Origin of the sequence: Pseudonocardia sp. (assembly GCF_029263155.1) — a bacterium.
GTDB lineage: Bacteria > Actinomycetota > Actinomycetes > Mycobacteriales > Pseudonocardiaceae > Pseudonocardia.
Map to the genome: position 1 here is coordinate 1 of NZ_JAJCYB010000057.1, position 25,681 is coordinate 25,681.

The 25,681-nt window shown below is 74.5% G+C and carries 24 protein-coding genes and 1 pseudogene; 16 read left to right on the forward strand and 9 right to left on the reverse strand.

Annotated elements, in window-relative coordinates:
• Positions 1–7 precede the first annotated feature (7 nt).
• On the reverse strand, positions 8–1,045 hold the full coding sequence (locus Q1K26_RS11460) for a glycine-rich protein (RefSeq protein WP_300010342.1): 1,038 nt from the start codon (positions 1,043–1,045) through the stop codon (positions 8–10).
• A gap of 217 nt (positions 1,046–1,262) precedes the next feature.
• Here Q1K26_RS11460 and Q1K26_RS11465 point away from each other — a divergent pair, with 217 nt between their 5' ends.
• The 3 genes and pseudogenes from Q1K26_RS11465 to Q1K26_RS28740 all read left to right on the forward strand — a co-directional run.
• A complete protein-coding gene (locus Q1K26_RS11465) occupies positions 1,263–2,018 on the forward strand; it encodes a MinD/ParA family protein (RefSeq protein ID WP_300010345.1) in 756 nt (251 codons plus the stop codon).
• A complete protein-coding gene (locus Q1K26_RS11470) occupies positions 2,015–4,132 on the forward strand; it encodes an aromatic amino acid transport family protein (RefSeq protein WP_300010348.1) in 2,118 nt (705 codons plus the stop codon). Before Q1K26_RS11465 ends, Q1K26_RS11470 begins: the two co-directional genes overlap by 4 nt.
• A gap of 35 nt (positions 4,133–4,167) precedes the next feature.
• A pseudogene (locus tag Q1K26_RS28740) lies at positions 4,168–4,296 on the forward strand (hypothetical protein); the annotation flags it as partial.
• A 40-nt stretch (positions 4,297–4,336) separates the two neighbouring features.
• Here Q1K26_RS28740 and Q1K26_RS11475 read toward each other — a convergent pair.
• Positions 4,337–4,585, reverse strand: coding sequence for a hypothetical protein (locus Q1K26_RS11475; protein ID WP_300010352.1), 249 nt, complete (start codon positions 4,583–4,585; stop codon positions 4,337–4,339).
• Between Q1K26_RS11475 and Q1K26_RS11480 the strand changes: the two genes are divergently transcribed.
• Entirely contained in the window at positions 4,579–7,065 is a 2,487-nt protein-coding gene (locus Q1K26_RS11480) for a hybrid sensor histidine kinase/response regulator (protein ID WP_300010354.1), read from the forward strand. The genes Q1K26_RS11475 and Q1K26_RS11480 overlap by 7 nt on opposite strands.
• Positions 7,055–8,458 carry a response regulator gene (locus Q1K26_RS11485; protein WP_300010357.1) on the forward strand — a complete coding sequence of 468 codons (1,404 nt, stop codon included), beginning with the start codon at positions 7,055–7,057 and terminating at the stop codon, positions 8,456–8,458. Before Q1K26_RS11480 ends, Q1K26_RS11485 begins: the two co-directional genes overlap by 11 nt.
• Positions 8,459–8,577: 119 nt before the next feature.
• Here the strand turns inward: Q1K26_RS11485 and Q1K26_RS11490 are convergent, their stop codons facing one another.
• A complete protein-coding gene (locus tag Q1K26_RS11490; protein WP_300010361.1) occupies positions 8,578–9,885 on the reverse strand; it encodes an alkaline phosphatase PhoX in 1,308 nt (435 codons plus the stop codon).
• A 78-nt stretch (positions 9,886–9,963) separates the two neighbouring features.
• Positions 9,964–10,218 (reverse strand): hypothetical protein, encoded by a 255-nt coding sequence (locus Q1K26_RS11495; protein WP_300010364.1) that lies wholly within the window; start codon positions 10,216–10,218, stop codon positions 9,964–9,966.
• Positions 10,219–10,400: 182 nt separating this feature from the next.
• On the opposite strand from Q1K26_RS11495, the gene Q1K26_RS11500 reads away from it, so the two are divergent.
• Positions 10,401–11,849 carry a fused MFS/spermidine synthase gene (locus tag Q1K26_RS11500; RefSeq protein ID WP_300010367.1) on the forward strand — a complete coding sequence of 483 codons (1,449 nt, stop codon included), beginning with the start codon at positions 10,401–10,403 and terminating at the stop codon, positions 11,847–11,849.
• A gap of 13 nt (positions 11,850–11,862) precedes the next feature.
• Positions 11,863–12,252: a hypothetical protein gene (locus Q1K26_RS11505; RefSeq protein ID WP_300010370.1), complete on the forward strand. Its 390-nt coding sequence runs from the start codon at positions 11,863–11,865 to the stop codon at positions 12,250–12,252.
• 37 nt (positions 12,253–12,289) lie between these two features.
• On the opposite strand, the gene Q1K26_RS11510 is transcribed toward Q1K26_RS11505, so the two are convergent.
• Positions 12,290–12,466: a hypothetical protein gene (locus Q1K26_RS11510; RefSeq protein ID WP_300010373.1), complete on the reverse strand. Its 177-nt coding sequence runs from the start codon at positions 12,464–12,466 to the stop codon at positions 12,290–12,292.
• A gap of 47 nt (positions 12,467–12,513) precedes the next feature.
• The gene (locus Q1K26_RS11515; protein WP_300010376.1) at positions 12,514–13,308 is read right to left on the reverse strand and encodes a 5'/3'-nucleotidase SurE; all 795 of its coding nucleotides are present in this window, start codon (positions 13,306–13,308) and stop codon (positions 12,514–12,516) included.
• A 113-nt stretch (positions 13,309–13,421) separates the two neighbouring features.
• Here Q1K26_RS11515 and Q1K26_RS11520 point away from each other — a divergent pair, with 113 nt between their 5' ends.
• Positions 13,422–14,303 carry an aldose 1-epimerase family protein gene (locus Q1K26_RS11520; RefSeq protein WP_300010412.1) on the forward strand — a complete coding sequence of 294 codons (882 nt, stop codon included), beginning with the start codon at positions 13,422–13,424 and terminating at the stop codon, positions 14,301–14,303.
• 12 nt (positions 14,304–14,315) lie between these two features.
• On the opposite strand, the gene Q1K26_RS11525 is transcribed toward Q1K26_RS11520, so the two are convergent.
• A complete protein-coding gene (locus Q1K26_RS11525; RefSeq protein WP_300010379.1) occupies positions 14,316–15,092 on the reverse strand; it encodes a transglutaminase-like domain-containing protein in 777 nt (258 codons plus the stop codon).
• A gap of 300 nt (positions 15,093–15,392) precedes the next feature.
• Here Q1K26_RS11525 and Q1K26_RS11530 point away from each other — a divergent pair, with 300 nt between their 5' ends.
• Positions 15,393–15,686 (forward strand): DUF6194 family protein, encoded by a 294-nt coding sequence (locus Q1K26_RS11530; protein ID WP_300010382.1) that lies wholly within the window; start codon positions 15,393–15,395, stop codon positions 15,684–15,686.
• Positions 15,687–15,695: 9 nt separating this feature from the next.
• Here Q1K26_RS11530 and Q1K26_RS11535 read toward each other — a convergent pair whose 3' ends face one another.
• On the reverse strand, positions 15,696–16,610 hold the full coding sequence (locus Q1K26_RS11535; RefSeq protein WP_300010385.1) for an ATP-binding protein: 915 nt from the start codon (positions 16,608–16,610) through the stop codon (positions 15,696–15,698).
• A gap of 114 nt (positions 16,611–16,724) precedes the next feature.
• Between Q1K26_RS11535 and Q1K26_RS11540 the strand changes: the two genes are divergently transcribed.
• The 5 genes from Q1K26_RS11540 (at position 16,725) to Q1K26_RS11560 (ending at position 21,610) form a co-directional block, all read left to right on the forward strand.
• Complete coding sequence (locus tag Q1K26_RS11540; protein ID WP_300010388.1) at positions 16,725–17,177, forward strand: MaoC family dehydratase; 453 nt, start codon at positions 16,725–16,727, stop codon at positions 17,175–17,177.
• On the forward strand, positions 17,177–18,391 hold the full coding sequence (locus tag Q1K26_RS11545) for an acetyl-CoA C-acetyltransferase (RefSeq protein ID WP_300010390.1): 1,215 nt from the start codon (positions 17,177–17,179) through the stop codon (positions 18,389–18,391). The genes Q1K26_RS11540 and Q1K26_RS11545 overlap by 1 nt, the downstream gene beginning before the upstream one ends.
• Positions 18,392–18,482: 91 nt before the next feature.
• Entirely contained in the window at positions 18,483–18,722 is a 240-nt protein-coding gene (locus tag Q1K26_RS11550) for a hypothetical protein (RefSeq protein WP_300010394.1), read from the forward strand.
• 105 nt (positions 18,723–18,827) lie between these two features.
• Positions 18,828–19,322 (forward strand): MarR family winged helix-turn-helix transcriptional regulator, encoded by a 495-nt coding sequence (locus Q1K26_RS11555; RefSeq protein WP_300010397.1) that lies wholly within the window; start codon positions 18,828–18,830, stop codon positions 19,320–19,322.
• An 11-nt stretch (positions 19,323–19,333) separates the two neighbouring features.
• Positions 19,334–21,610 carry an MDR family MFS transporter gene (locus tag Q1K26_RS11560; protein WP_300010400.1) on the forward strand — a complete coding sequence of 759 codons (2,277 nt, stop codon included), beginning with the start codon at positions 19,334–19,336 and terminating at the stop codon, positions 21,608–21,610.
• Positions 21,611–21,688: 78 nt separating this feature from the next.
• On the opposite strand, the gene Q1K26_RS11565 is transcribed toward Q1K26_RS11560, so the two are convergent.
• The gene (locus tag Q1K26_RS11565) at positions 21,689–22,201 is read right to left on the reverse strand and encodes an inorganic diphosphatase (RefSeq protein WP_300010403.1); all 513 of its coding nucleotides are present in this window, start codon (positions 22,199–22,201) and stop codon (positions 21,689–21,691) included.
• 130 nt (positions 22,202–22,331) lie between these two features.
• On the opposite strand from Q1K26_RS11565, the gene dacB reads away from it, so the two are divergent.
• Entirely contained in the window at positions 22,332–23,747 is a 1,416-nt protein-coding gene (gene dacB / locus Q1K26_RS11570; protein ID WP_300010406.1) for a D-alanyl-D-alanine carboxypeptidase/D-alanyl-D-alanine-endopeptidase, read from the forward strand.
• Between the two features lie 48 nt (positions 23,748–23,795).
• Positions 23,796–24,848 (forward strand): zinc-dependent metalloprotease, encoded by a 1,053-nt coding sequence (locus Q1K26_RS11575; protein ID WP_300010409.1) that lies wholly within the window; start codon positions 23,796–23,798, stop codon positions 24,846–24,848.
• Positions 24,849–25,681 lie beyond the last annotated feature (833 nt).

A 25,681-nucleotide genomic window follows, 5' to 3' on the forward strand; every position in this document is an offset into this window, starting at 1 on the left:
TATGAGGTCACACCGCGCGTCTGGTGAGTGCAGAACGAGCCCCGCAGCGGACCGACCGACAGATCCCGTTAAAGGCACGCAGCCAGTCAGACGTTGGGTCAGGACGACCGCTGCGGGGCTCCCCTACATACTCACTGTCAGCGGTGCAGGTCACCGTCGGCGGGACCTCGTCGGGCAGCTCGTAGGTGATCGTGACCAGGCCGTCGCCGGCCCGGACGCCGGTGCCGAACACCACCCCGGCCGGGCCGAAACCGCTGCCACCGCCACCACCGCCACCGCCGAGCGCGACGCCGACACCGCCACCACCACCGAAGAGTCCGCCCCCGCCGCCGCCTCCACCACCCTCGCCGCCGGCGCTGCCGGCGCCGCCGATCCCCTCTACCCCCCGCTCGCCGGATGCGGCGCCGGCGGCGCCACCGGCGCCACCGTCGGTCTGGGTGCCCCCGCCACCGGAGAAGCCGCCGACGGCCCCGCCGGTGGCCCCGCCGCCCGCCCCGCCCGGCAGGCCGTTGTCGGCGGAGCCGGTGCCGGCACCGCCACCGCCTCCTCCGACGAGGACGCGGTCGGCGAGCTCGGTCCCGCCGATGCGGATGTCGGAGGCACCGCCGCCGCCGGGAGCGTCGAGTTCGGGTCGGACCTGGCTGTCGCCGCCCCGGCCGCCACCGTTGAACCCTCCGGCGCCTCCACCGACCCCGCCGCTCCCGTCGGCCCCGCGACCGCCGACGGCGACCTGCAGGGTCGCGCCCGGGATGACGTCGAGCGAGGCGGTCGCGGACCCACCGAGCCCCGCCCCGGTCCCGCGCTGGTCCCCGCCCTGGGCGCCGAACGCGGCCGCGGTGACCTCGGTGAGGTCGTCGGGGACGGTGAAGGTGTAGCTGCCCGGGGCGTCGTAGGTGCAGGCGACCTCGAGACCGGTCTGTGCGCACCCCGCGGGCAGGGTCTGCGCGGCGGCGGGTGTCGCGATGGCGACGAGGACGGCGGCAGGCAGCGTCAGGGCGAGGCCGGCTCCGGCGAGGCGGACTGCGGGGCGGGTGGTCGTGGGCATCGTCGTCCTCCAGAGGTAGCAGACGACCATTTCAGTCGAAGAGTGAGCAACCGGGCATCAGTGAAGCTCACGGAGATCTCGGGGTGCTGCGGGCCTCGCGCCGCGCCGACGGGGGACCGCTCGCCGGTGGGCCGAACGCCACACTCCGTGAGGAACACTGATGTGCTGGACCCGCGAACCCGCCACACTTGCCCGGCCGGGTAGCGGAGGGACGGACATGGTCGACGTGGTCTGCGTGCACTCCTTCCGGGGAGGCACGGGGAAGTCGAACCTGACGGCGAACATCGCCGCGCAGCTCGCCCGCCGCGGCCACCGGGTCGGGGTGATCGACACCGACATCCAGTCGCCGGGCATCCACGTGCTGTTCGGGCTGGCCGGCGACGACGTGACGGCCTCGCTGAACGACCACCTGTGGCGGGGCCGTCCGATCTCCGAGGTCGCCCACGACGTCACCGGCGACGCGGGCCCCGGGCGCATCCACCTGGTCCCCGCCAGCACGCAGCCCGGTGAGATCTCCCGGGTGCTGCGCGAGGGCTACGACGCGCAGGTGCTGATCCGGGGCCTGCGCACCCTCGCCGACGAGCTGGCCCTGGACACCCTGCTCATCGACACCCATCCCGGGTTGCAGGAGGAGACGTTGCTGTCCCTGGTCGTCGCCGACACGCTGCTGATCCTGCTGCGCCCGGACCGGCAGGACTACGAGGGCACCGGCATCACCGTGCGGATCGCGCAGGACCTCGGCGTTCCGCGCACCGCGCTCGTGGTGAACAAGGTGCCGCCGCACCTGGATTCGGCCCGGGTCGCCGACGAGGTGGCGCGCACGTACGACCGGCCCGTGCTCGCCGCACTGCCGCACTCGACGGAGATGATGGCCCTGGCCAGCGCCGGGGTGTTCGCGCTGCACCATCCCGAGCACCCGCTCACGGCGCAGTTCGCCGCGATGGCCGGCTACCTGCGCGGAGCCGGCGCATGACCGAGCGGCCGCTGTCGCGCGAGGACCTGCTCGCCGGGCTGTCCGGGCGGCGGGTCTCGACGGCGCTGTACGCGGTGCAGACCCGGACCGCCGAGCTGGCCGGGCGGGCGCGGCACGCCACGGCCCCGGCGATCTGCGAGGGCGCGGTCGCGCAGCGGGAACGGGCGTTCCTCAGCGCGCTGGCCGCGGGCCGGGACCGGGCCGGTGTCGCGGTCACCGCCCCGCAGCTGGAGCGCTACGCCCCGCAGTGGGCGCACCTGGCCCCGACCGACCCGGACTCGCGGGCCGAGCTGGCCCGTCGGCTCGGTGACACCCACCGCTTCCGGGCCTCCGACGTGCCGCGCATCCGCGCCGTGCTCGACCTCGACGGCGCACAGGTGCGCGCGGCCCACGCCCGCCGCCACGGCCGCGACCTCGACACGATCTACACGCCCGTCCTGACCCGCCGCGAGCGGCTCGGCTGGTGGCGGTCCCGCACCTCGCGGCGACTCGCCGAGCTCCCGCCGTTCTGGGTCGCGTTCGGGCTCACCCTCACCGAGACCGTCGGTGCCGGCACGCTCGCGCTGCCGATCGCCCTGGCCGGCATCGGGCCACTGCCCGGGGTGGTGCTCATCGCGGTGCTGGGGCTGGTCAACGTGCTCACCGTCGCTGCGCTCGCCGAGACGTTCACCCGCAGCGGCGCCGTGCGCTGGGGCGGCGCGTACCTCGCGCGGCTGGTCCGCGAGCTGCTCGGGCCGGCCGCGACGGCGGTGTTGACCGCGGCGCTGTTCGTGTTCTGCCTGGTCGCGCTGCTTGCCTACTACGTCGGGTTCTCCGCCACGCTCGCCGCCGTCAGCGGGATCGGGGCGACGTGGTGGGCGGCGGTGCTGTTCGTCGCCGTGCTGGCCCTGCTGCGGCGGGGCGGTCTCGGCGCGACGGTGGCCTCGGCGCTCGTCGTCGGCGCGGTGAACATCGGGGCGGTACTGGTGCTGTCCGTGCTGGCGTTCGGCCATCTCGACACCGCGTACCTGACGCACGCCCGGCTGCCCTTCGCCGACGGCGGGCCGCTCGACCCGGCCGTGCTCGGCCTGGTCTTCGGCGTGGTTCTGTTCGCGTTCTTCGGCCACACCTCGGTGGCCAACTGCGCGCAGGTCGTGCTGCACCGCGAGCCGTCGGGTCGCTCGCTCGTGGCGGGTGCCGCGCTCGCCACCGTGACCGCTATCGCGGTGTACGCGCTGTGGGTGCTGGCCGTGGGCGGGGCCATCGCGCCGCAGCGGCTCGCCGCCGAGCCCGGCACGGCGCTGGTGCCGCTCGCCGAGGTGCTGGGCGCGCCGGCGCTGGTGCTCGGGGCCGTGTTCGCGGTGCTCGCGATGGGGATGGCCGCCGTGCACTTCTCCTGGGGCCTGGTGAACCAGGTCCGGGAGTGGACCGACCGCCGGCTCGGCCTGGTCCCGGTCGCCGGGGTGTTCGTGCTGGTCGAGGTGCTGCTGGTCACCGGGCGCGAGTCGTTCACCGCCCAGGTCGGTGTGCTCGGCACCGCCACGCTGCCGCTGCTGGCGGGGGTGTTCCCGATGCTGCTGCTCGTCGCCGCGCGCCGCCGCGGCGAGTGCGTGCCGGGGTGGCGGCCGGGGTGGCTGGGCAGCGCCGTCGTCGTCGGCGCGCTCTACGTGCTGTTCCTCGGCGCGCTGGCCGTGCACGGGCTGCTGATCTGGGAGCACCCGGCGCAGCGGGTGCTGGCCCTGGCGGTCGTCGCGGTCGTCGCGGCGGTGACGGTGGCGGTGGTGCGCGGCGGGCGGCTCGTGCCGCGAGTGACGGCCGGACTGCGCACCGACGCCGAGACCGGGCGGGTGCACCTGGAACTGACCGCCGCCGGGGAGCCGCTGACCGGCGCCGCACCCGAGGTCGACTGCGCGCCGCCGACGGGGGTGGTGACCGTACAGATCCCGCCGGGCCCCGCGGTACGCGAAGTGTTCGTCCGGCTGCACCGCACCGACCCCGACGGCCGGTCCCGGCCGCAGCCGGGCCTCGTGGAGCTCGACGCGCGGCCGCTGCCCGTGGCGGACGGGATCGCGTCGGGGCGCATCGGGCCCGGCATGCACGAGCTGCGCCTGATCCCCGGCGGGAGGATCGGGTGACGCCGGGGGAGGTGCTCGTCGTCGACGACGACGCGGTGTCGCGCCGCCTGCTGGCCGCCGCCTGCGAGCGGCTCGGCCACCGCGTCCGCGCGGCGGCCGACGGGGAGCGGGCCCTCGCCGTGCTGCGCGACACCGCCGAGGTCGACGTCGTCCTGCTCGACCTGCTCATGCCGGTCCTGGACGGCTTCGCCACCCTGGAGCGGATCAAGGCCGGGCCCGACGACACAGCCCGACGACCCGCTGGGGCGGCTCGCCCGCGTCTTCGGCGACCTCGTCCGGGCCGCGGCCGAGCGGGAGGCGGCCCTGCGCCACACCGTCGAAGAGCTGCGCATCGAGGTCGACGCGCAGCGCCAGGCCCGGCGGCACGCCGAGATCACCGGAACGGCCTACTTCCGCAGGCTCCGCGACGGCGCAGCCGACCTGAAGAAGATCATGAAGGAGGAGCCGTGACATCGCGGATCCCGCTGCTGGCCGGGCTGGGCAACCGGTTCGTGCGGCGCGCGGAGCTCACCGACGACCTGCGGCTGCCCGAGGACGTGGTCGGCATCCTGGCCATCGGCATGGGGGCCGCCGGGCTGGTCTGGGCCGCGCTCTACGTCGCGGTCGGGGAGCCGGGCGCGGCGCTGATCCCGGCCGGGTTCGCGGTGCTCACCGCGGGCAACCTGGCCGCCCACCGGTGGGGGCTGCCCTACCGGGCGTTCGTCCCGGCGCAGCTCGCGCTGAGCCTGCTCGCGCCGTGGACGCACATGCTGGCGCTGGGCGGGATGACCGCCTCCCGGGAGGTGCTGCTCTGGTCGCTGGTGGCCCCGTTCGGGGCGATGCTGTTGGTCGGGCCGCGGGCCGCGGCGGGCTGGTTCGCGCTGTTCATCGGCCTCGTCGTCGTCTCCGCCGCGATCGAGCCGCCCGGGACCGAGCCCGCCGTCCCCGCCTTCTTCTCCGCGTTCAACCTGCTCGGCCCGGCCGTGCTGCTGCTCGGTGTCACCCGGTTCTTCGTGGCGCAGAACGAGACCCTCCTCGACGGCCTGCGCCGCGCCCGGGCCGCCGCGGAGAGCGCCGCGGAGGCCAAGAGCCAGTTCCTGGCGAACATGAGCCACGAGATCCGCACGCCGCTCAACGCGGTGGTCGGCATGTCCGGCCTGCTGCGCGGCACCGACCTCGACGACGAGCAGCGCGAGTACGCCGAGACGATCGAGCAGGGCTCGGACGCGCTGCTCGGCATCGTCGACGACATCCTGGACTTCTCCAAGATCGAGGCCGGCCGGATCGAGCTGGAGGAGGCGCCGGTCGACCTGCGAGCGGGCATCGAGTCGGTACTGGACCTCGTCGCCCCGCGGGCCGCGGAGAAGGGGCTCGACCTCGTCTACCTGATCGACCCCGACGTCCCGGCCGCGGTGCTGGGCGACATGGTGCGGATGCGGCAGATCCTGCTCAACCTGGTGAGCAACGCGGTGAAGTTCACCGACCACGGCGAGGTGGTGGTGACGCTGGGGATGTTCGGGGACCTGCTGCACCTGCGCGTCCGCGACACCGGCATCGGCATCGCTGCCGACCGGACCGACCGGCTGTTCCGCTCGTTCAGCCAGGTCGACGTGTCCACCACCCGCCGCTACGGCGGCACCGGGCTGGGGCTGGCGATCAGCTCGCGGCTGGCCGAGCTGATGGGCGGGCGGTTGTGGGTCGAGAGCGAGGTGGGCGTGGGGTCGACGTTCCACTGCACGCTGCCCGCGCCGCCCGCCGACCTCCCCCCGGCAACCCGCACGCCGGCCGGCACCATGGCGCTGGCCGGTCGCCGCGTGCTCGTCGTCGACGACAACGCGACCAACCGGCGGGTCCTGGAGCTGCAGCTCGCCGCGTGGGACGTCACGACCCGGTCGTTCGCCTCGGCCCGGGAGGCTCTGAGCGACGCTGCGAACGGCTACGACGTCGTCCTCCTGGACCACCACATGCCGGGCATGGACGGCCTGGAGCTGGCCCGGGCCCTGGGTGCCGCGCTCGGGCCAGCGTGCCCCCCGCTGGTGCTGCTCACCTCGCTGCTGGGCCGACCCGTGTCGGAGTGCGACGCGGCGGGCATCGCCGCGTTCCTCACCAAGCCGATCAAGCCGGCGGCGCTGGCCGATGTGCTCGCCCGGGTGCTGGGCGCCGGCGCGGACCCGGCCCGGCCCGCGCCCGGTACTCCGGATCACGACCAGGCGACGGCGTTCCCGCTGCGCGTGCTGATCGCCGAGGACAACCCCACCAACCGGCTGCTCGCCGTGCGGATCCTGCAGCGGATGGGCTACCGCGCCGACACCGTCACCACCGGGGTCGAGGCGCTGGACGCGGTGCGCCGCGCCGACGCCGCCCGGACCCCGTACGACGTCGTCCTGATGGACGTGCAGATGCCCGAGATGGACGGACTCGCCGCCACCCGCGCGCTGCGCGCCGAACGCGGCCAGGGGCCCCCGCACGTCATCGCGGCCACCGCCAACGCCACCGCGGAGGACCGGGCCGCGTGCCTGCGGGCCGGCATGGACGACTACGTCGCCAAGCCGCTGCGTCCCGCGCTGCTCGCGGCGGCACTCCAGCGCGCCCACGCCGCCCGGGCCGGGACGGAGCCCCCGGCGCCGCCCGCCGTCGACGCCGGGACGCCTGGACGGCTGCTCGACCTCGTCGGGGACGCCGGTGTCGTGGACGAGCTGATCGCGGAGTTCCTCGCCGACGCCCCCCGGCTGCTCGACGAGCTCGACGCCGCACGGGTCGCGGGAGACGCCGAGCGGCTGCGGCGGGCCGCGCACAGCCTCAAGTCGACCTCGGCGTCGATGGGGGCGTCCGCGCTGTCCTCGGCGGCCCGGCGGATCGAGCTGGCCGGGACCGCGACGCCGGACGATCTCGCCGCCCTCCGTGCGTCGTGGCTCCGCGTGGCCCGCGAGTTGGAGGACATGCGTGAACACTGATACGACGGGCACTGACGGGACGGGCCCCAGCCGGGTGCTGGTCGTCGACGACGACCGGCTCAACCGGATGCTGCTGGCCGGCGGGGTTCGCGCACAGGGGCACGAGGTGACCGAGGCGGCCGACGGCCACGCAGCGCTCGCCCGCCTGCGCGAGCAGCCCCACGACGCGGTGCTGCTCGACATCGTGATGCCCGGGATGGACGGCTTCGAGGTCCTCGCGCAGCTGCGGGCCGACGTCGCCCTGCGGGCCACCCCGGTGATCGTGGTGTCGGCCGTCGAGGACATGGCCAGCGTCGTGCGGGCCATCGAGATGGGCGCGGTGGACTACCTGCCCAAGCCGTTCGACCCGGTGCTGCTCCGGGCACGGCTGCAACAGTCCCTGCAGCAGAAGCGGCTGCGCGACCTGGAGCAGGCCTACCTGGGCCAGGAGCTCACGCTGCGACAGAACGAGCGGCTCGCCACGCTGGGCCGGCTCGCCGCCGGTGTCGCCCACGAGCTGAACAACCCGGCCGCCGCCGCCTCGCGGTCGGTGCACCAGCTCGCCGAGAACGTCGACCACCTGCTCGACGCCGCGCGGGACCTGTTCGCGACCGGGCTGGACCACGATGTGCTGTCCTGGGTGGGCGAGGTCCGCACCCGGCACGTCGACCCCGGCCGCACCGCCCTGGACGTGGCCGACGAGGAGGACGCGCTGGCCGGCTGGTTGGGGCGCACCGGCGCGGAGGGAGCCGACGACCTCGCCCCGGTGCTGGCCGAGCAGGGTCTGACGACGGCCGCGGTGACCGAGTGCGCGACGCGGCTGCGGGAGCGGGAGGTGGCCGTCGCGCTGCGCTGGATCGGGCACAGCGAGCACACCCGCTCCCTGCTCGGTGAGGTGCACGACGCTGTCGCGCGGATCAGCGGGATCGTCGAGGCGCTGAAGGGGTACACGCACCTGGACCGGGCCCCCGACCAGCTCGTCGACGTGCACGCCGGCCTCGACGACACGGTCGCCGTCCTGGCCGCCGCGCTGCAGGGCGTGACGGTGACCCGCAGCTACGAACCCGATCTCCCCGCCGTGGCGGCCAACGGTCCGGAACTCAACCAGCTCTGGACGCACCTGATCGCGAACGCCGCTGACGCACTCGGCGGGACCGGCACGCTGGGCCTGGAGACCGCCCGGGACGGCGACCGGATCACCGTCGCGGTGACCGACGACGGCCCCGGCATCCCCGACGCCGTGCGCGACCGCGTGTTCGACCCGTTCGTCAGCACCAAACCACCGGGCGCCGGGACCGGCCTGGGCCTCACGGTGGCCCACCGGATCGTGACCGAGAGCCACGGTGGGCGGATCGAGGTCGCCTCGGTGCCCGGCTCGACGCGGTTCACGGTGCACCTGCCGATCACCCGCTGACCCGGCCGCGGCTTCACCGGAGTTCGACGACGGCACATCCGCCGCACCCGGGACGACCTCCACGCCGAACGGCGGACGTCCCGGGATCCGGGGCGACGGCCGCTCGTGTTCGGACCGGTCTACAGCGCGCCGTCCTCCCACGGGCCGGTGATCGCGTACGTCGTGCCGAGGCCCTGGTTGTTGACGAACAGCACGCGGCCGTCGGGGCTGAAGGTCGCGCCGGCCCACTCGCTGTCGTTGTTCGCGGCAAGCTCGACGAGCGGGAAGATCTCCCCGCCGACCGACACGCCACGGACGAGGTCCTTGCCCGAGCCGTCCTCGCACAGCACCAGCCCGTTGGTGCGCGGCGAGACGGTGATGTTGTCCGGGCTCTCCAGCTGGGCACGGTCGGCGGACTCGAAGACCAGCTTCAGCTGACCGCCGGAGTTGCCGCGCGGGGTGTACTCCCAGACCTGCCCGGCGCCGATGTCGCCGCCGCTGGTGGAGACGAAGTAGGCGGAGCCGTCGCCCCACCAGGCCCCCTCCAGCCGGGCGAACGTCGCGCCGCCCTGGGCGAAGCCCTGGTTGTACACCGCCAGCGCGTCGGACGAGTCGGGGTCCGGGTCGGCGATCGGCACCCACTCCACGGGCAGGTTCGCGTTCGGGCGCTGCCCGGTCCGCGTGTCGTACTGCGGCCGGTCCTTGACCGCCAGCATCTCCAGCGCGCCGCCGGCGGCGAGGTCGGCGGGGTCGTTCGGGACGAACCGGTAGAACCCGGAAGTACCCCGGTCCTCGGTCTCGTAGACGATGCCGGTGCCCGGATCGGTGCACACCGCCTCGTGCACGAAGCGACCCATCGCCTTGAGCGGCACCGGGGCGACCGGGCCGTCGGCGGCGGCGGGGACCTCGAAGATGTAGCCGTGCGGTACCGGCACCGTCAGCGGGGTGAAGGTCTCCTCGCAGGTCAGCCACGACCCGGCCGGGGTCGGGCCGCCGGCGCAGTTGCGGATGGTGCCCGAGAGGGTTCCGAACGAGCTGACCAGCTCCATCGAGCTCGTGTCGAACACCAGGTTGGTCGTGCCGCCGGCGGCCGCGGGGTCGTAGGCGGGCTGCGCGAACGGCACCCCGTTGCCGCGCTCGTGGTTGCGGACCAGCCGCACCAGGCCGTTGCCCGCGTCGAACGCGGCCATGCCGTCGTGCGAACCGGGGGTGGGGACGCCGTCGCTCATGATCTCACCGGTGCGGCCGAACGCGACGTAGGTGAAGCCGGCAGGCAGCAGCAGCTCGCCGCCGGGGGCGGGCTGCAGCGGGCCGTAGCCAGCGGCACCGGGGCGCGCGGGCCGGGCGTTCGCGGTGGCCGCCATCAGCGCGGAGAGCGCGATGGCGGCGCCGGTGCCCCGCAGGAAGGTACGGCGGCCGAGGCCGGCCGGGATCGTCTCGGATGACATGGGATGTGCTCCTTGGAGGTGGGATGGCGCGTCTCACCGCCGCCCCGGCCGGGTGCCGGGACGGTGGCGGGGATGGGGTCAGGCCGGACTCAGGCCGGGTTCGCGCTCCGGGACGACGCAGGAGGCCCGGGTCCAGAGCACCATGCCGACGGGCATCGGGTCCCCGGGGGCGACGCCCAGGGTGAAGGGATCGGAGATCGGCACAGCACCGGCGCCGCCGAACGCCGCGCCGGGGTGGACGTCGGCGAGGGCGGCGGCCCCGGCCGTTCCGGCGAGCACGGTGCGTCGGTTCAGGAGGGTGCGCGGGGAGGCGAGGTCGGGGGGAGACGACATCAGGATCCTTCGTTCGTGCGTCGTGGCCACACGCAGTAAAAGTTCGCGAAGGCAACCATCACCAGGTCAGGCGCATGTCGGGACTGGCACGAACGGGTGAACGGCTCGCCACGCATCGTGGAGGGACGATCCGGAGCGGGACCCGCCCGCACCCGCGGCCGGGGTGCGGCGAGGATGGGTCGGTGAACGCACGCTTTGCCCGGATCGTCGTGCTCGTCAGCGGGGCCGCGATCCTCGTCGTGGAGACCCTCGCGACCCGCCTGGTGGCGCCCTACGTCGGTCTGACCCTGGAGTCGACCACCGCCGTGATCGGCGTGGCGCTGGCCGGGATCGCGGCCGGGGCGACGCTGGGCGGGCGCTGGGCCGACGTCTTCGCCCCACGCCGCGTCGCGGCCGGGGCGCTGGCCGTGGGCGGGCTCGGGGTGCTGGCGGTGCGCCCGCTCGTCCGGCTGCTCGGGCCCGTGCTGGGTCCCGGCCCGCTGGCCGCGGTGCTGCTGGTGGCGGCGTCCACGCTCGTGTCGGTCACCGCGCTCGCGATGGTCACCCCGGCGGTGACCAGGGCCCGGCTGTCCGGCCTGGAGGGGTCCGGCGCGGTGATCGGCGGGCTGTCCGCGGCCGGCACGATCGGGTCGCTGGCCGGCACCTTCCTCACCGGGTTCGTGCTGGTCTCGTTCTTCCCGGTCACGGTGATCCTGCTGGTCACGGCGGCCGCCTGCCTGGCACTGGCCGTGGCCGTCGGGATCGATGAGCGGCGGGCGGTGGTCGCGAGGGGCGCGGTGACCGCGCTGGTGCTCGGGGTGGCGGTCGTGGCGGTGCCGGGTCCGTGCGACGCCGACACCGTCTACTACTGCGCCCGCGTCGACGTCGACCCGGAGCGCACGAGCGCGAAGGTCCTGGTGCTCGACGACCTGCGCCACTCCTACGTCGACCTCGCCGACCCCACCCACCTGGAGTTCGCCTACGTCCAGCGCTTCGCCGACGCCGTGGACGCCGCGTTCCCGGCCGGGGAGCCGCTGCGCGCGGTGCACGTCGGCGGCGGCGGGTTCACCATGCCGCGCTGGCTGGCCGCCACGCGTCCGGGCAGCGCGTCCACGGTGCTCGAGGTGGACGCCGGGGTCGTCGACCTGGGCCGCCGCGAGCTGGGGGTCGACCAGATCCCCGGTGTCGACATCCGGATCGGGGACGCCCGCACCGAGCTCGCGCAGCTGCCCGACGGCTCCGCGGATCTCGTCGTCGGCGACGCGTTCGGTGCCCGCTCGGTGCCGTGGCACCTCGCCACCCGCGAGTTCACCGACGAGGTGCGCCGGGTGCTGCGCCCCGGTGGGCTCTACGTCCTCAACGTGATCGACCGCGACCCGCTGGCGCTGCTCGCCGCCGAGGCCGCGACGGTGGCGGAGCGCTTCGTCACGGTGGCGCTGCTGATCCGGCCCGACCAGCTCGCCCCGGGCGGCGGGGGCAACGCCGTGCTGGTGGCCTCGGACACCGCACCTGACCTCGCGGAGCTCGCCGCCGCGGCCGCCGCCCGGGGCGAGCCGGGATCGGTGCTCGACGACGCGGCCACCCGCGAGTTCGCCCGGGACGCGCCGACGCTCACCGACGACCACGCGCCCGTGGACCAGCTCCACTCGTAGTACCGTCCGCGCCATGGCGAGCTGGGACGACCTGGGGTCCTTCGTGCGGGTCCGCTACGAGATCATGCGCCAGCGCGAGGGCGAGCTGTGGTTCATGCTCCCCACCACCGGCGAGCGCACCCAGAACGTGGCCGTGCGGCTGGTGACCGGCGAGGACGAGCACCCCTGGGCGCAGATCACCTCACCGGTGGGCCGCGTCGGGCAGATCGACCTCACGCGGGCGATCGAGCTGGCCGCGGTGCCGGTCACCGGCGGGCTGGTCGCCGAGAACGGGCTGGTGCTGTTCCGGCACTCGATCCCGCTGGGCGAGACCGCCCTCGACGGCTTCGACCGCTCGTTCCGGCTCGTCGTGGACGTCGCGGACCGTATGGAGCACGCGCTGACGGGGGCCGACGAGCACTAGTGTCCGCCCCCCGTCGGCGGGCCGTTCCCCTGCGTAGTCAGCTCGGCTGGGGCGTGAGGTCGAGCGCCTGGTCGACCACCGTCCGCAGCCGGGCGAGCAGCTGGTCGGCCTCTCCCCAGGTCAGGGCCCCGCTGCCGACGCCGGCGCGGACCTCGTCGGCGACCGTCCTGGCGAATCGGAGGGACCAGTCGGCACGCATCTCGCCATCACGCATCGTGAGATCCTGCCCTGTGGCGTGAGCCACATCGACACTGGGGTCCCCTACGCCCCAGCGGTCACAACGGCTCCGAGGAGGCCGGCGCGTGCGCTGATCGTCTCCAGCCGGGTGAGGGTGGCGTGGCCCTCGAGGAGCAGCGCCGTGTCGGTGCCCGGCTCCGGCGTGGTCGGTGTCTCGCCGAGGCTCATGTGCAGGGCCTCGACACCGTCCGCGGCACGCTGGTCGACCCGGATCTGCACCGACCCGAACTGTGCCAGGTGGGCCTCGCGCAGCTCGCCCAGCTCCGCGGGCGCGCGGTCGGGGACGTTGAGGTTGAGGACGGTGCCGTCGTCCTCGCCGAGCAGGATGTCGAGCACCTCGGGAAGCACGTGCCGGGCCGCGTCCCAGCGCGGGTTCGGAGGTGGGTCCCAGCCCGTGTCGAGGGACACGGCGAGCGCGCGCCAGCCGTGCAGCCCGGCCGTCAGCGCGGCGCCGACGGTGCCGGAGTGCAGCACCGCGCGCCCGACGTTGGAGCCGATGTTGATCCCCGAGAGCACCACGTCGGGGGCCGGGTCGAGCCAGCCGCGCGCCGCGGAGTGGACGATGAACGACGGGTGGCTCTCCACGGCGTACGCCGGGATCCCCGGCAGGTCGGGCAGCTCGCGCGGGTGCAGGCGCACGCGCCCCCGCTCCCGTACCGCGAACACGGAGGCGCCGACCCCGCTCGCGTCGATGTGCGGCGCCGCCACGACGACGTCGAACCCCGCGTCCCGCGCCCCCGCCGCGAGGGCCCACAGTCCGGGGGAGTCGATGCCGTCGTCGTTGGTGATCAGGGCGCGGAGCCGGCGCGAGGATGCCACTGTTCCACGGTAGGCGAGGAATCCCGGCGCCGGAGGCCGTGGCGACGACGCTCACCCCCGGGCCTGCGCTGCACGGTCGGGTCGGCAGCCGGGACTAGCCTGCGGGGGTGCCGATGCCCATGCCACCGACGGGTGAGCAGTTCGAGATCCGCTCCGGGGACACGCGGGCCGTGGTCACCGAGGTGGGGGCCGGGTTGCGCGCGTTCGACGTGGCCGGGCGTCCGTGTGTCGAGACCTTCGAGGTCGACGCCCGACCGCCGCGCGGGGCGGGCGCGGTGCTGGTCCCGTGGCCCAACCGCACCGCGGGCGGGCGCTGGACGTGGAACGGAGCACCCCAGCAGCTCGCGCTGAGCGAGCCGGCCGCAGGCAACGCCATCCACGGCCTGCTGCGGCACACGCTCTACCGGCCGGGGGAGCAGGCCCCCGACGCGGTGGTCCTGCACGCGGTCGTGGCCCCCCAGCCGGGCTGGCCGGTGCCGCTGGAGACCTCCGTCGGCTACCGGGTCGACGGCGCCGGGCTGACCGTCACCCACCGCGTGCGCAACGTCGGCGTCGCCTCGGTGCCGTTCGGGATCGGTGCCCATCCCTACCTGCGCGCGGGGAACGCGGCCACCGACGACTGCACGCTGACCCTCGCCGCCACCACGGCGCTACCGCTTCACGGGGGCCTCCCCGCGGGCCCGGCCGTCGCGCTGGAGTCCGCGGCGTTCCCGCTGCGCGGTGCGCAGCTCGACCACGCCTTCGGCGGCTGCGTCCCCGTCGACGGCCGGGTGCGGCACATGCTGGCCGGGCCCGACGGATCGGTCGAGCTGTGGGCGGACCCGGCCTTCGGCTGGGTCCAGGTGTTCACCCCCGCCGACCACCCGGGGCGCGGCCGCGCGGTGGCCGTCGAGCCGATGACCTGCCCGCCCGACGCCCTGAACACCGGCGTGGACCTGCTGACCGTGGATCCCGGCGAGACCTGGACCGGGAGCTGGGGCATCACCCCGCACTGACCACCCGCGCCCTCAGTTCAGGTGGGCGCGCAGGCTGCGCGCCGCCGTGCGCAGCCGCTCGGCGTGGGCGACCGAGGCCGCGGGGATGCGCTCCTCCAGCAGCCGGGCGCCCTCGTGCCAGCGGCCCTGGTCACCCATCGCCGTCGCCAGTTCCAGGACGTCGGCGAGCCGCACACCCGGCAGCAACAGCCGCATCCGCAGCACCCACTCCAGGTCGGCCGGGCGGTTGCGCGCCCCGTAGACGGCCCGCAGGTTCTCCAGCATCCGTACGAGGATCGCGCGGGTCGGCGTGGCGGTCAGCAGGTGCGGGCCGAACGGCACCTCCGGCCCGGCGCCGGTCGCCCCGCGGAACAGCTGCTCGCACCGGGCCCCGCTGATCTCCGTGCCGCCCGCGAAGACGTCGAGGTAGCGGTTCGTGCCGGTCGGGCGGACGAGGAAGTGCCCGGGCATGCCGACGCCCTCGATCGGCACCCCCGCCCGCCTGCCCACCTCCATCGTGACGACGGCGAGCGTGATGGGGATCCCGAGCCTGCGGTGCAGGACGTGGTGGAGCAGGGAGTTGCGCGGATCGGTGTAGTCGCCGGTGTTGCCGCCGAACCCCTCCTCGACGAACAGGCGCTGCCGCAGCCCCGGCAGCGTGGTGACACCCGCGGCGAGGCGGTCCAGCTCCCGCAGCCAGCGGTCGGCGTCGATCCGGGGATCCGCCCCGGCGGCCAGCGCGAGTGCGGCGCGGTCCAGCGGCGGGTCGGGCACGCCGACCACCCGGCCGAACCGCTGCACCGCGTCCACGCGGACCATCGTGCGCCCCGCGCGGGCCCGCGTCGAGGCCGTGACCGCAGCCCACGCCCGAGCCTCCGGCCCGTGCAGTGATCTATGTCACATCTGCGGCCGCAGATCCGGGGGAGACGGGGCTACCGTCCCGGCCCGTGGAAACCGATGACATCCGCCGCCACATCGTCGACACCTTCCCCGGCACCCTGATCATGACCGCCGGGGACGACCTGTTCTTCGTCCACGACCCCGACCGCGACCTGCCCGACGAGCGCAGGCAGCCCTGGGCCACGCTCGTGCACGGCGACGACTACGACGGTGTCCGACCTGGCCCGTCCCGGGGTGTTCCGCCTGAACATCGGGGTGCGCCGCGGGACCTACCGGCGGCTGTTCGGCCGGCCGCCCACCGCCCGCGACGCCGACTGGATGCTCGTGTTCGACCCGGTCCCCGACCTCACCGTGCTCGACCGGATCCTCCCGCACCCGATGTACGGCAACTGGGTGTGCGTGCTGAACCCGAGCACCCTCGACGCCGTGGGACCGCTGCTGGCCGAGGCGCACGAGCAGGCCGTGCGCAAGCACGCGAACTTCGCCGCCCGCCGGCCCGGCTGAGCGGACGCCCTACGTACCGCCGGTGGTCACCCGGCTCACGGTGCCGGTCACGCCGCTCCACACCTGCAGCACGTCGGTCAGCTCGGAGGCGAGCCACAGTCCTCTTCCGCGCGCACCCGACGGGGGTGGCAGGACCAGCCCGGGGAACGGCACGTCGATGCGGCCGCTGTCGGTGACCTCGGCCGTGACGCGGCCCGGCCCGATCCACAGCCGCATGCGCCCGGCCCCGGGCCCGTGCTCCACGCTGTTGGACGCCAGCTCGTTGACGGCCAGCACCAGGTCCGCGGCGCGCTCGTCGTCGAGGTGTGCCGTGGCGGCCGACGCGGCGACCCGGCGGCGCAGCGCGGGCAGGTCGCCGGGGGCGAACACGATCTCCACGTCGGGCGGGCCGAGCTCCGGCGGCGGGGGTGGCGGATGGTCGACGACGGCCTCCGGCGGCGACCGGTACCGCTCGGACCGGCGCGTCCCGGCCTCGGTGAGCAGCAGCGGGTGGGTCTGCTCGCACGCCACCGAGCCCACGCAGGGGCACAGCACGGTGACCGGGAGGCCGTCGATGGCCACGTTGAGGGCGATGTCGAGCCGGGCCCAGTGCTCGGGCCCCCGGTCGGGGAGCTCGACGTGCTGCCCGACGACCACGGTCCGCGCGGTGGCGGCGCGCCGGGCGAACCGGGCCCACCGGACGGCCACGGTGAACGCGGGCACCGCGTGCACGTCCGCGGGGTCGGCGAACTCGATCCGTTCGGAGCCCGCGCCCAGCTCGGTGCGCAGCGCGGTCCGCGTCGGGGTGTCGAGCACCGCGAGCACGGGGGCACCCGCGGACAGGGCGTCGTCCAGGCGCGGCGCGAGCCGCGCGGCGAGCTCGGCAGGCGCGGCATAGGGCACGGCGACATGGTCGGGCAGGCCGACCTCCGCCGTGACGTCCATCGCTGCTACCCCCGCCCGTACTCGCCGGGCGGACGATATCTTCCGCCGTCTCCCCGAGCAGCGCGGAGCGTGGCAGGGTGGCCCCGAACCAGCTGACGATGATCAGGAGTGACGATGCGCGTCTTCGACGGAGTGGACGACCTGCGGGCGGCCGTGGGCACCCAGGTGGGTGCGGGCGACTGGGTGACGATCGAGCAGGACCGGATCGACGGCTTCGCCGACGCCACCGACGACCACCAGTGGATCCACGTCGACGCCGCACGGGCCGCGGACGGCCCGTTCGGTACCACGATCGCGCACGGGTTCCTCACCCTCTCGCTGCTCCCGGAGCTGGTCTCGAAGGTCTACCGCGTCGACGGCGTGAAGATGGGCGTGAACTACGGCCTCAACAAGGTCCGGTTCACCTCCCCGGTCGCGGTCGGCAGCAAGGTACGGGCGAACGTGGAGATCGCCGACGTCGCCGACGTGACCGGGGGCGTGCAGATCACCGCGAAGGTCACCGTCGAGATCGAGGGCGCCGAGCGCCCGGCGCTGGTCGCCGAGTGGCTCACCCGGCAGTACGTCTGATGCGTGACGCGGTCATCTGCGAGCCGCTGCGTACGCCGGTCGGCGGCTTCGGCGGCTCCCTGCGCGACGTGCCGGCCCACGAGCTGGCCGCCACCGTCATCCGCGGGCTGTTGGGTCGCACGGGACTCGCCCCGGACGTCGTGGACGACGTGATCCTCGGGCACTGCTACCCCACGATGGACGCCCCGGCGATCGGGCGGGTCGCCGCACTGGACGCCGGGCTACCGGTCACCGTGCCCGGGCTGCAGATCGACCGGCGCTGCGGCTCGGGCCTGCAGGCCGTGCTGTACGCGGCGATGCAGGTGCAGGCGGGCGCCTCGGAGGTGGTGCTGGCCGGCGGGGCGGAGTCGATGTCGAACGCGTCGTTCTACTCGACGTCGATGCGCTGGGGCGTGAAGGGCGGCACGCCCGGCGTCCTGCTGCACGACTCGCTCGCCCGCGGGCGGGTCACGGCGGGCGGGATCGACCACCCGGTTCCCGGCGGCATGCTGGAGACCGCGGAGAACCTGCGTCGCGAGTACGGCATCGGCCGCGCGGAGCAGGACGAGTTCGCGGTGCGCAGCCACCACCGGGCGGCCGCCGCGCGCGACGCGGGACGGTTCGCCGACGAGATCGTGCCGGTCACGATCAGCACCCGGAAGGGGGAGGTCGTCGTCGACACCGACGAGCACATCCGCCCCGACTCGACGACGGAGAAGCTGGCCGGGCTGCGCCCGATCCTCGGGAAGGGCGACCCGGACGCCACGGTCACCGCGGGCAACGCCAGCGGGCAGAACGACGGCGCGTCGATCTGCGTGGTCACCCATCCCGCGCGCGCCACGGAGCTGGGCCTGCGGCCCCTGGTCCGCCTGGTGTCCTGGGGCGTCGGCGGCGTGCCGCCCGCCACGATGGGCATCGGCCCGGTGCCCGCCGTCGCGAAGGCGCTCGACACCGCGTCGCTCACGCTGTCGGACATGGACCTGATCGAGCTGAACGAGGCGTTCGCGGCCCAGGTGCTGGCGTGCACGCGGGAGTGGAAGCTCACCCCGGACGACTTCGAGCGGGTCAACGTCAACGGCTCGGGGATCTCGCTCGGGCACCCGGTCGGGGCCACCGGAGGGCGGATCCTCGCCACGTTGACCCGGGAGATGCAGCGCCGCTCCGTCCGGTACGGCCTCGAGACGATGTGCATCGGCGGTGGCCAGGGCCTCGCCGCGGTGTTCGAGCGGGTCTGAACGGCACGTGTCGTGACGTGAAACACTTTGCCTTCATGATCCGACTCTCCCTGTGGACGAACACCTGAGGGGAGTCGGGGGGATGTCGGTCATGTCGGTTCCGGTGATGGTGAGTGGTCGGGACCGCGCCGTGCTGCGCGCCGTGTCCGCCGGACGTTGCGAGTTCCGCGGGGGGTGCCAGCCCGTCCTGCTCGTCGACGGCCTCGCGTGTGCCGACTTCTCGGCCGCGCACCGCCTGGTCGACGCCGGGCTCATCGCCGCGCCCGACCCGGCCGTGCCGCTCGCGCCCGTCGCGATCACACCGGCCGGACGCGCCGCGCTCGCCGGTTAGCACCCGCCCAGATCACACCGAACCGACTTGCCGGGCCTGCGGCACCGGGTACATGCTTGCGCTCGACAACTTGTTGTATGCCGCATGCAAACCAGAGGTAAAGCCGTGTTCACCGACGACGAGCTCGCCACCGCCGACGCGGTCGGCACCCAGCTCATCCGGCTGGTCCGCCTCATCGAGCGCCACCACGCGCAGTACCAGGCCGAGCATCCCGACGCCCTCGAACGCGCCACCTACATCCTGCTCGTCCATCTGGTGAAGGACGGGCCGCAGCGGGCCGGGGCGCTGGCCGAGTCGGTGCACTCCGACCCGTCCACGATCAGCCGGCAGGTCGCCCAGCTCGTCAAGGTCGGGTACGTCGAGCGCACCGCCGACCCGGAGGACGGCCGCGCCACCCTGCTCGCCGCCACCGTCGAGGGCAGGCGCGTGTTCGAGGAGAACCGCCGCAACCGCAACGAGCGCATCGCCGCGCTGATCGCCTCGTGGGACCCCGCCGACCGCAGCCGCTTCGCCGCACTGCTCGGCCGTTTCACCACCGGCTTCGAGCACCTGAAGACCAGCACCGCCCCGGAGCGCGTCGTCGCCACGGCGCGGTCGTGAAGGAGAACGCCATGTCCGCCCCCGCGGAGAGCCCGCCTGCCGCCGGTCTCCTGACCCACCGGCAGATCCTGACGATCTTCGCCGGACTGATGATCGGCATGTTCCTGGCCGCGCTCGACCAGACGATCGTCGCCACGTCCATCCGCACCATCGCCGACGATCTCGACGGGCTGAGCCTGCAGGCCTGGGCCACCACCGCCTACCTGATCACGGCGACGATCACGACCCCGCTCTACGGCAAGCTGTCCGACATCTTCGGCCGCAAGCCGCTGTTCCTCACCGCCATCGGCATCTTCGTGCTCGGCTCCATCGCCTGCACCTTCGCGACCTCGATGTACCAGCTCGCCGCGTTCCGGGCGATCCAGGGTCTCGGCGCCGGCGGCCTGTTCTCCCTCGCGCTGACGATCATCGGCGACATCGTCGCTCCCCGCGAGCGCGCGCGCTACCAGGGCTACTTCGTGGCGGTGTTCGGCACGTCGAGCGTGCTGGGGCCGGTGGCGGGCGGCTTCTTCGCCGGCCAGGCCGAGATCCTCGGCGTCACCGGCTGGCGCTGGGTGTTCCTGATCAACGTGCCGCTGGGCATCCTCGCGCTGCTCGTCGTCACCCGCGTGCTCAACGTGCCGCACACCAAGCGCGAGCACCGCATCGACTGGCCGGGTGCGCTCGCGCTCGTGGTCGGCCTGGTCCCCCTGCTGATCATCGCCGAGCAGGGCCGGACCTGGGGCTGGGACTCCGCCCGCGCGCTGACCTGCTACGGCATCGGCGCGCTCGGGATCGTCGCGTTCCTGCTGCTGGAGCGGCGCATCGGCGACGACGCGCTGCTGCCGCTGCGCATGTTCCGCAGCGGGGTCTTCAGCTGGGGCTCGATCGCCGGCTTCGTCGCCGGGATGGGGATGTTCGGCGCGCTCGCGCTGCTGCCGCTGTACCTGCAGATCGTCAAGGGCTCGACGCCCACGGAGGCCGGGCTGCAGACCCTGCCGCTGGTGCTGGGCATCATGAGCATGTCGGTGTTCTCCGGGCAGATGATCTCCCGCACGGGTCGCTACAAGATCTGGCCGATCATCGGTCTGTCGCTGATGATCCTCGGCATCGGGTCGCTGTCGCTCGTCGGCGTGGACACCCCGTACTGGCAGATCGCCCTGATCATGGTCGTGATCGGCTGGGGTCTGGGCGGCAACATGCAGCCGCTCACGCTCGCCGTGCAGAACGCCGCCGCGCCGCGCGACATGGGCGTCGCCACCGCGTCGGCCACGTTCTTCCGGCAGATGGGCGGCACGCTGGGCACCGCGGTGTTCCTGTCGGTCCTGTTCAGCTCGCTGGGCGGGCAGGTGGCCGACAACTTCCGCGCCGCCGCGGGCACCCCGGCGTTCCAGGCCGCGGTCGCCGACCCGGCCATCGCCGCGAACCCGGCCAACGCCCCCATCCTCGGGGCGCTGCAGGGCACGCCGATCTCGTTCGACGACTCCTCGTTCCTGTCCGCCGCCGACCCGACGCTGGCCCGGCCGATCCTGGAGGGGTTCGCCGGCTCCATGGGCATCGTGTTCCTCGGGGCGGCGGCCGTGCTGTTCATCGGCCTGTTCGCCGTGATCATGATGAAGGAGGTTCCGCTGCGCACCCAGTCCGGCGTCGACGCCCGGCGTGACGAGGACGGGGCCGCGCAGGCCGCCGGCACAGCTCCGGTCGACCCGGCCCCCGCCATGGCGGTCTCCGCAGCGACCACCGGCCACGACGCCGCCACGGCCGGCACCGCGGTCGACGGTTCCCCGAGCGACCGCAGCGCCGCATCGGGAAGCCGGGTCGGCACGGGGACCCGCAACGGGAGGCCGAACGCACAGGTACCGGCGACGGGAGGCCCAGCCGGCCGGGCCGCGGGTGGCGCCGTCCACGCGGACACCGGCAACGGATCGGCACCGGTGGGGGCCGACGGGCTCCTGGCCCGCACCGGTCTCGCCACGGCCGAGCATCCCGCTCCGGACGTCGCGGGCTCGGTGGGTCCGCACGGGACCGGCACCCCTGCGGCGGGCTCCGACGCCCGCGACCGGCTGCTGTCGATGCTGCTGCCCGACCCGCAGCGGGCCCTCACGGTGGTGGCCGTGGCCGAACGCGCCCGCGACGCGGTGCGCACGGCGCGGGCCGAGCTGGAGATGCGCACCGCCGCGCTCGACGCCGCCGCGGAGGAGCTGGTGGCACAGGGGCTGAGCCCGCGGCAGGTCCAGGACCTGCTCGGCCTCACCGAGGACGAGGGGCCGCTCGCCGCCCGGCACGGGACGCCCGCCACCGAGGAGTGATCACCGGAAACGGGACGTGTGGTGCGCGGACGCGCCGCATGTCCCGTTTCCGCAGATCGTCCGGGACGGGTCGCCCGGTCAGTGCTCCGTGTCGGGATCCTCGGACGCCGCGAGATCGGCGGCGCGTTTCCAGGACGCCTTGATCTCGCGCTCGGCCTCGGCCCGGCCGACCCACGTGGCCCCCTCGACGCTCTTGCCCGGCTCGAGCTCCTTGTAGATCTCGAAGAAGTGCTGGATCTCGGCGCGGTCGAACTCGGCGAGGTGGTGGATGTCCCGCAGATGTTCCTGGCGCGGATCGACCGACGGGACGCACAGGACCTTGTCGTCCCCGCCCATCTCGTCCTTCATGCGGAACATCCCGATGGCCCGGGCCGTGATGATGCACCCGGGGAAGGTCGGCTCCCGGACCAGGACGAGCGCGTCGAGCGGGTCGCCGTCCTCACCGAGACTGTCGTCGATGAACCCGTAGTCGGCGGGGTACTGGGTGGCCGTGAACAGCGTGCGGTCCAGCCGGATGCGTCCGGTCTTGTGATCCACCTCGTACTTGTTGCGGCCTCCCTTGGGAATCTCGATGGTGACGTCGAAGTCCACGAGGGTGCTCTCCTGAGATCGGTGGGTGCAGAGGACCCCTCTAGTGTGGGGGACCGAGCCCCGGCAGGAGCGACCGGTCGGACGTGCCCTTGCGCACCGCGGGCGCTGAGCGCGGACGAGGAGGTTCGGCGTGGGACGGATCGGTGACACGCTGCGGTTGCCCGGACGCGGTGCGCGGGCCGTGGTCACCGTGCTGGTCGTGCTCGCACTGGCGGCCGGTCTGGGCAGCGCCGTGTCGCTGACGGCACCGACGCTCGTGCAGCGCCTCGGCCTGACCGAACCGGTCGTCGTCGACGTCCCGCCCGAGCCGGTGCCGGTGCTCGGCCCACTCCCCGCCAACGCCCCGCTCCCCACGAGGGCCGGCCTGTCCACCGTGCTCGACGACGCGGCCGACGACATGCCCGGCGAGTTCTCCGGCACCGTCGTCGATCCGGCGGGGGGCGCCGTGCTCTGGGAGCGGGACCCGGGCGTCCCGCTCGTCCCGGGCTCCACGACCAAGATCCTCACCGCCTCCGCCGCCCTGCTGACGCTCGACCCCACGGCGGGCTTCGTCACGAGCGTCGTCGCCGGGGAGCAGCCGGGCACGGTCGTGCTGGTCGGCGGCGGGGACCCGACGCTCACCGCCCTGCCCGACGGGCGGCTCGGCACCTACCCGACGCCGACGCGGCTCACCGAGCTCGCGGCCGAGGTCCGCGCCGCGATGCCCGGCCCCGTCGAGGAGGTGCTCATCGACACCAGCCGCTACGAGGGCGAGCCGCTCGCCCCGAGCTGGGACCGCTCCGACGTCACCGACGGGTTCGTCACCCCGATCCTGCCGCTGATGCTCGACGGCGGGCGCGTCGACCCGACGCTGCAGGACGGGCGGCGCACGACCGAGCCCGCGATCGAGGCGGGGGAGGCGCTGGCCGAGCTCCTGGACGCCGATCCGGCCGACGTCGCCGAGGGCACCGCGCCCGCCGACGCGGAGCGGCTGGGTTCGGTCACGTCGGCCCCGTTCGCCGAGCTGGTCGAGCACGTCATGCGCAGCTCGGACAACGTACTGGCCGAGACGCTGGCCCGGGAGGTCGCCATCGTCCGCGGGTCACCCCCGACGTTCGCCGGAGCCGCGGAGGCCACGCTCGCCGCGCTGACCCAGGCCAACTTCGACCCGACGGGCACGGTGCTCGTCGACGGCAGCGGCCTGTCCACCGACGACGTCGTGCCCGCCCGGCTGCTCGGCACCCTGCTCGGAGCGGCCGCAGCGCCCGCGGAGGGGGAGACCGACACCGAGTTCCTCCGGCCGATGATCAGCGGGTTGCCGGTGGCGGGTGGCGACGGCACCCTCGACGACCGGTTCGCCGCGGACACGGGGTCGGCGGCCGGTCGCGGCACGGTCCGCGCGAAGACCGGCACGCTGTCGGGGGTCAGCAGCCTCGCGGGTGTCGTCACCGACGCGGACGGCAGGCTGCTGGTGTTCGCGTTCATGACGAACGGGGCCTCGCCGGCCGTGACCCGCCCCCGGCTGGACGCGATGGCCGCGGACCTGAGCGCCTGCGGTTGCCGCTGAGGCCGGCACCGCCGACGGATCCCGGGCGCGGTGCGTAGCGTGGGTCGGGTGCAGCAGACGATCGACGACACCCGTGCCGGCCTCCCCGTCGACTGGGCGCTGGCCGCGCGCACCGCGTCCCGGCTGACGGCGTCCGGTCCCGCCGCCAGCGTCGCCGAGGCCACCGAGCTCGTCGCCCGCCTGCGCTCCGACGCCGCCGTCGCGGAGGGACACGTGCGAGGGGTCACCGGCCTCGGCGCGGGCCTGCCGCTGCTGCCCGCCGACGTGGTGGACCGCCCGGCGTGGGCCGCCGCCGCCGTGGACGGGATGGCGTCGCTGACCTCGCGCGCCCAGCTCCCTGCCACGCCCCGCCTGGCCCGGGCCGTCACCTCCCGCACGGCGGGCCTGCAGATTGGCGGTGTGCTGGCCTACCTGGGTGCGCGCGTGCTGGGCCAGTACGACCCGTTCGGCGGGGGCGACGGAGGCGGACGACTGCTGCTGGTCGCCCCCAACGTGCACGCGGCGTGCCAGGCGCTCGACGTGCCCTCCACCGACTTCGGGATGTGGGTCTGCCTGCACGAGGCCACCCACCGGCTGCAGTTCACGGCGGTGCCGTGGCTGCGCGGGCACTTCGCCGACGAGGTGGCACGGCTGCTGTCGATCCAGCAGCCGGAGCGCGGCGCGCTGGCCGAGCGGCTGCCCGAGGCGCTGCGCGCCCTGCGGGACTCCAAGGGGGACGCGCTCGCGCTCGTCGAGTTGCTGCAGGGTCCCGAGCAGCGGGAGGTCCTCGACCGGCTGCTCGCCCTGACCACGCTGCTGGAGGGGCACGCCGACCACGTGATGGACGCCGCAGGTCCCGAGGTGGTGCCGGGCGTCGCGACCATCCGCACCCGCTTCACCGCCCGCAGGCGCGGGGGCGGGCTGATCGACCGGGTGCTGCGCGCGCTGCTCGGGGTCGAGGCGAAGGTGAAGCAGTACGCGGTGGGTGCGGCGTTCACCAGGCACGTGGTCCTGGCCGCGGGCATGGACGGGTTCAACCGCGTGTGGACCGGCCCCGACACCCTCCCCACCCGCACCGAGCTCGACGACCCGGGGGCCTGGCTGCGCCGCGTCGCACCCTGAGGCCATGTACGCACCGGTCGGCGACGGTTCCGGGGCGCTCGGCAGCCCCGGCGCCCGAGCCGGGATCCGGCCCCGGGGGGCGCGGCCGGGCGGGGCGGGACACCCGATCCGTGAGCGCGCCGCCGGGGCCGGGACGCCCGGTCGGACCTGGATGGGGCCGGGCACCGATCCAGGGGCACCCCGCCGGAGTCGCGGACCGAGGCACCCGATCCACGGGCACCCTCGCCCGAGCCGCGGACCGGTGGTGGTGGGCCGGGGCCGCTCGGCCGGGGTGCCCAGCCTACGAGGGCCGGGGCGAGAAGATCGTCGATTCGGAACCGCGAACCGCGCCACCCACGCCTGCCCGTTCCGCGGCGACGATCATGCCGCCGACCAGGGCCGCAACCGGGTCCACTCGCACTCGTCCTCCCCGACCTCGCGGTCGAGCATCCGGCGACACGGGTCGGCCGGCTCCGCGGAGGTCACGGGCCCCGAACACGACGCCGGACACCTCGGTCTCCACCCGTAGCCCACGGGACCGTCGCCCCCGGACCGCGACCGCGTGGGTCGTTCCCCCGGTGCACTACCGGCCCGCGCCGCAACGACCGGGGCGGCGCGTAGTCTGGTCAGATCGGCCATCATCGCTGGCCGGTTGGCGGCGCTGGCCCGTGGCAGCGCTGGTCCAATGGCGGCGTTGCCGATAAAACCCAGGCCATGGCAGCCTTTCACACCGACCCATCCGATCGACTGGCCGCGGCGTCCATCGGCCTGTCGCAATCTGGGCCGCCATCCGATCCGTCATCCGATCCGCCATCCGACCCGTCATCCGATCCGCCATCCGATCTGGGCCCCGC

Coding starts and splice junctions, on each gene's coding strand:
- Q1K26_RS11460 (WP_300010342.1), bottom strand. CDS start 1,045: ATGCCCACGACCACCCGCCCCGCAGTCCGCCTCGCCGGAGCCGGCCTC.
- Q1K26_RS11465 (WP_300010345.1), top strand. CDS start 1,263: ATGGTCGACGTGGTCTGCGTGCACTCCTTCCGGGGAGGCACGGGGAAG.
- Q1K26_RS11470 (WP_300010348.1), top strand. CDS start 2,015: ATGACCGAGCGGCCGCTGTCGCGCGAGGACCTGCTCGCCGGGCTGTCC.
- Q1K26_RS11475 (WP_300010352.1), bottom strand. CDS start 4,585: ATGTCACGGCTCCTCCTTCATGATCTTCTTCAGGTCGGCTGCGCCGTC.
- Q1K26_RS11490 (WP_300010361.1), bottom strand. CDS start 9,885: ATGTCATCCGAGACGATCCCGGCCGGCCTCGGCCGCCGTACCTTCCTG.
- Q1K26_RS11495 (WP_300010364.1), bottom strand. CDS start 10,218: ATGTCGTCTCCCCCCGACCTCGCCTCCCCGCGCACCCTCCTGAACCGA.
- Q1K26_RS11505 (WP_300010370.1), top strand. CDS start 11,863: ATGGCGAGCTGGGACGACCTGGGGTCCTTCGTGCGGGTCCGCTACGAG.
- Q1K26_RS11510 (WP_300010373.1), bottom strand. CDS start 12,466: ATGCGTGATGGCGAGATGCGTGCCGACTGGTCCCTCCGATTCGCCAGG.
- Q1K26_RS11520 (WP_300010412.1), top strand. CDS start 13,422: ATGCCCATGCCACCGACGGGTGAGCAGTTCGAGATCCGCTCCGGGGAC.
- Q1K26_RS11535 (WP_300010385.1), bottom strand. CDS start 16,610: ATGGACGTCACGGCGGAGGTCGGCCTGCCCGACCATGTCGCCGTGCCC.
- Q1K26_RS11540 (WP_300010388.1), top strand. CDS start 16,725: ATGCGCGTCTTCGACGGAGTGGACGACCTGCGGGCGGCCGTGGGCACC.
- Q1K26_RS11545 (WP_300010390.1), top strand. CDS start 17,177: ATGCGTGACGCGGTCATCTGCGAGCCGCTGCGTACGCCGGTCGGCGGC.
- Q1K26_RS11550 (WP_300010394.1), top strand. CDS start 18,483: ATGTCGGTTCCGGTGATGGTGAGTGGTCGGGACCGCGCCGTGCTGCGC.
- Q1K26_RS11560 (WP_300010400.1), top strand. CDS start 19,334: ATGTCCGCCCCCGCGGAGAGCCCGCCTGCCGCCGGTCTCCTGACCCAC.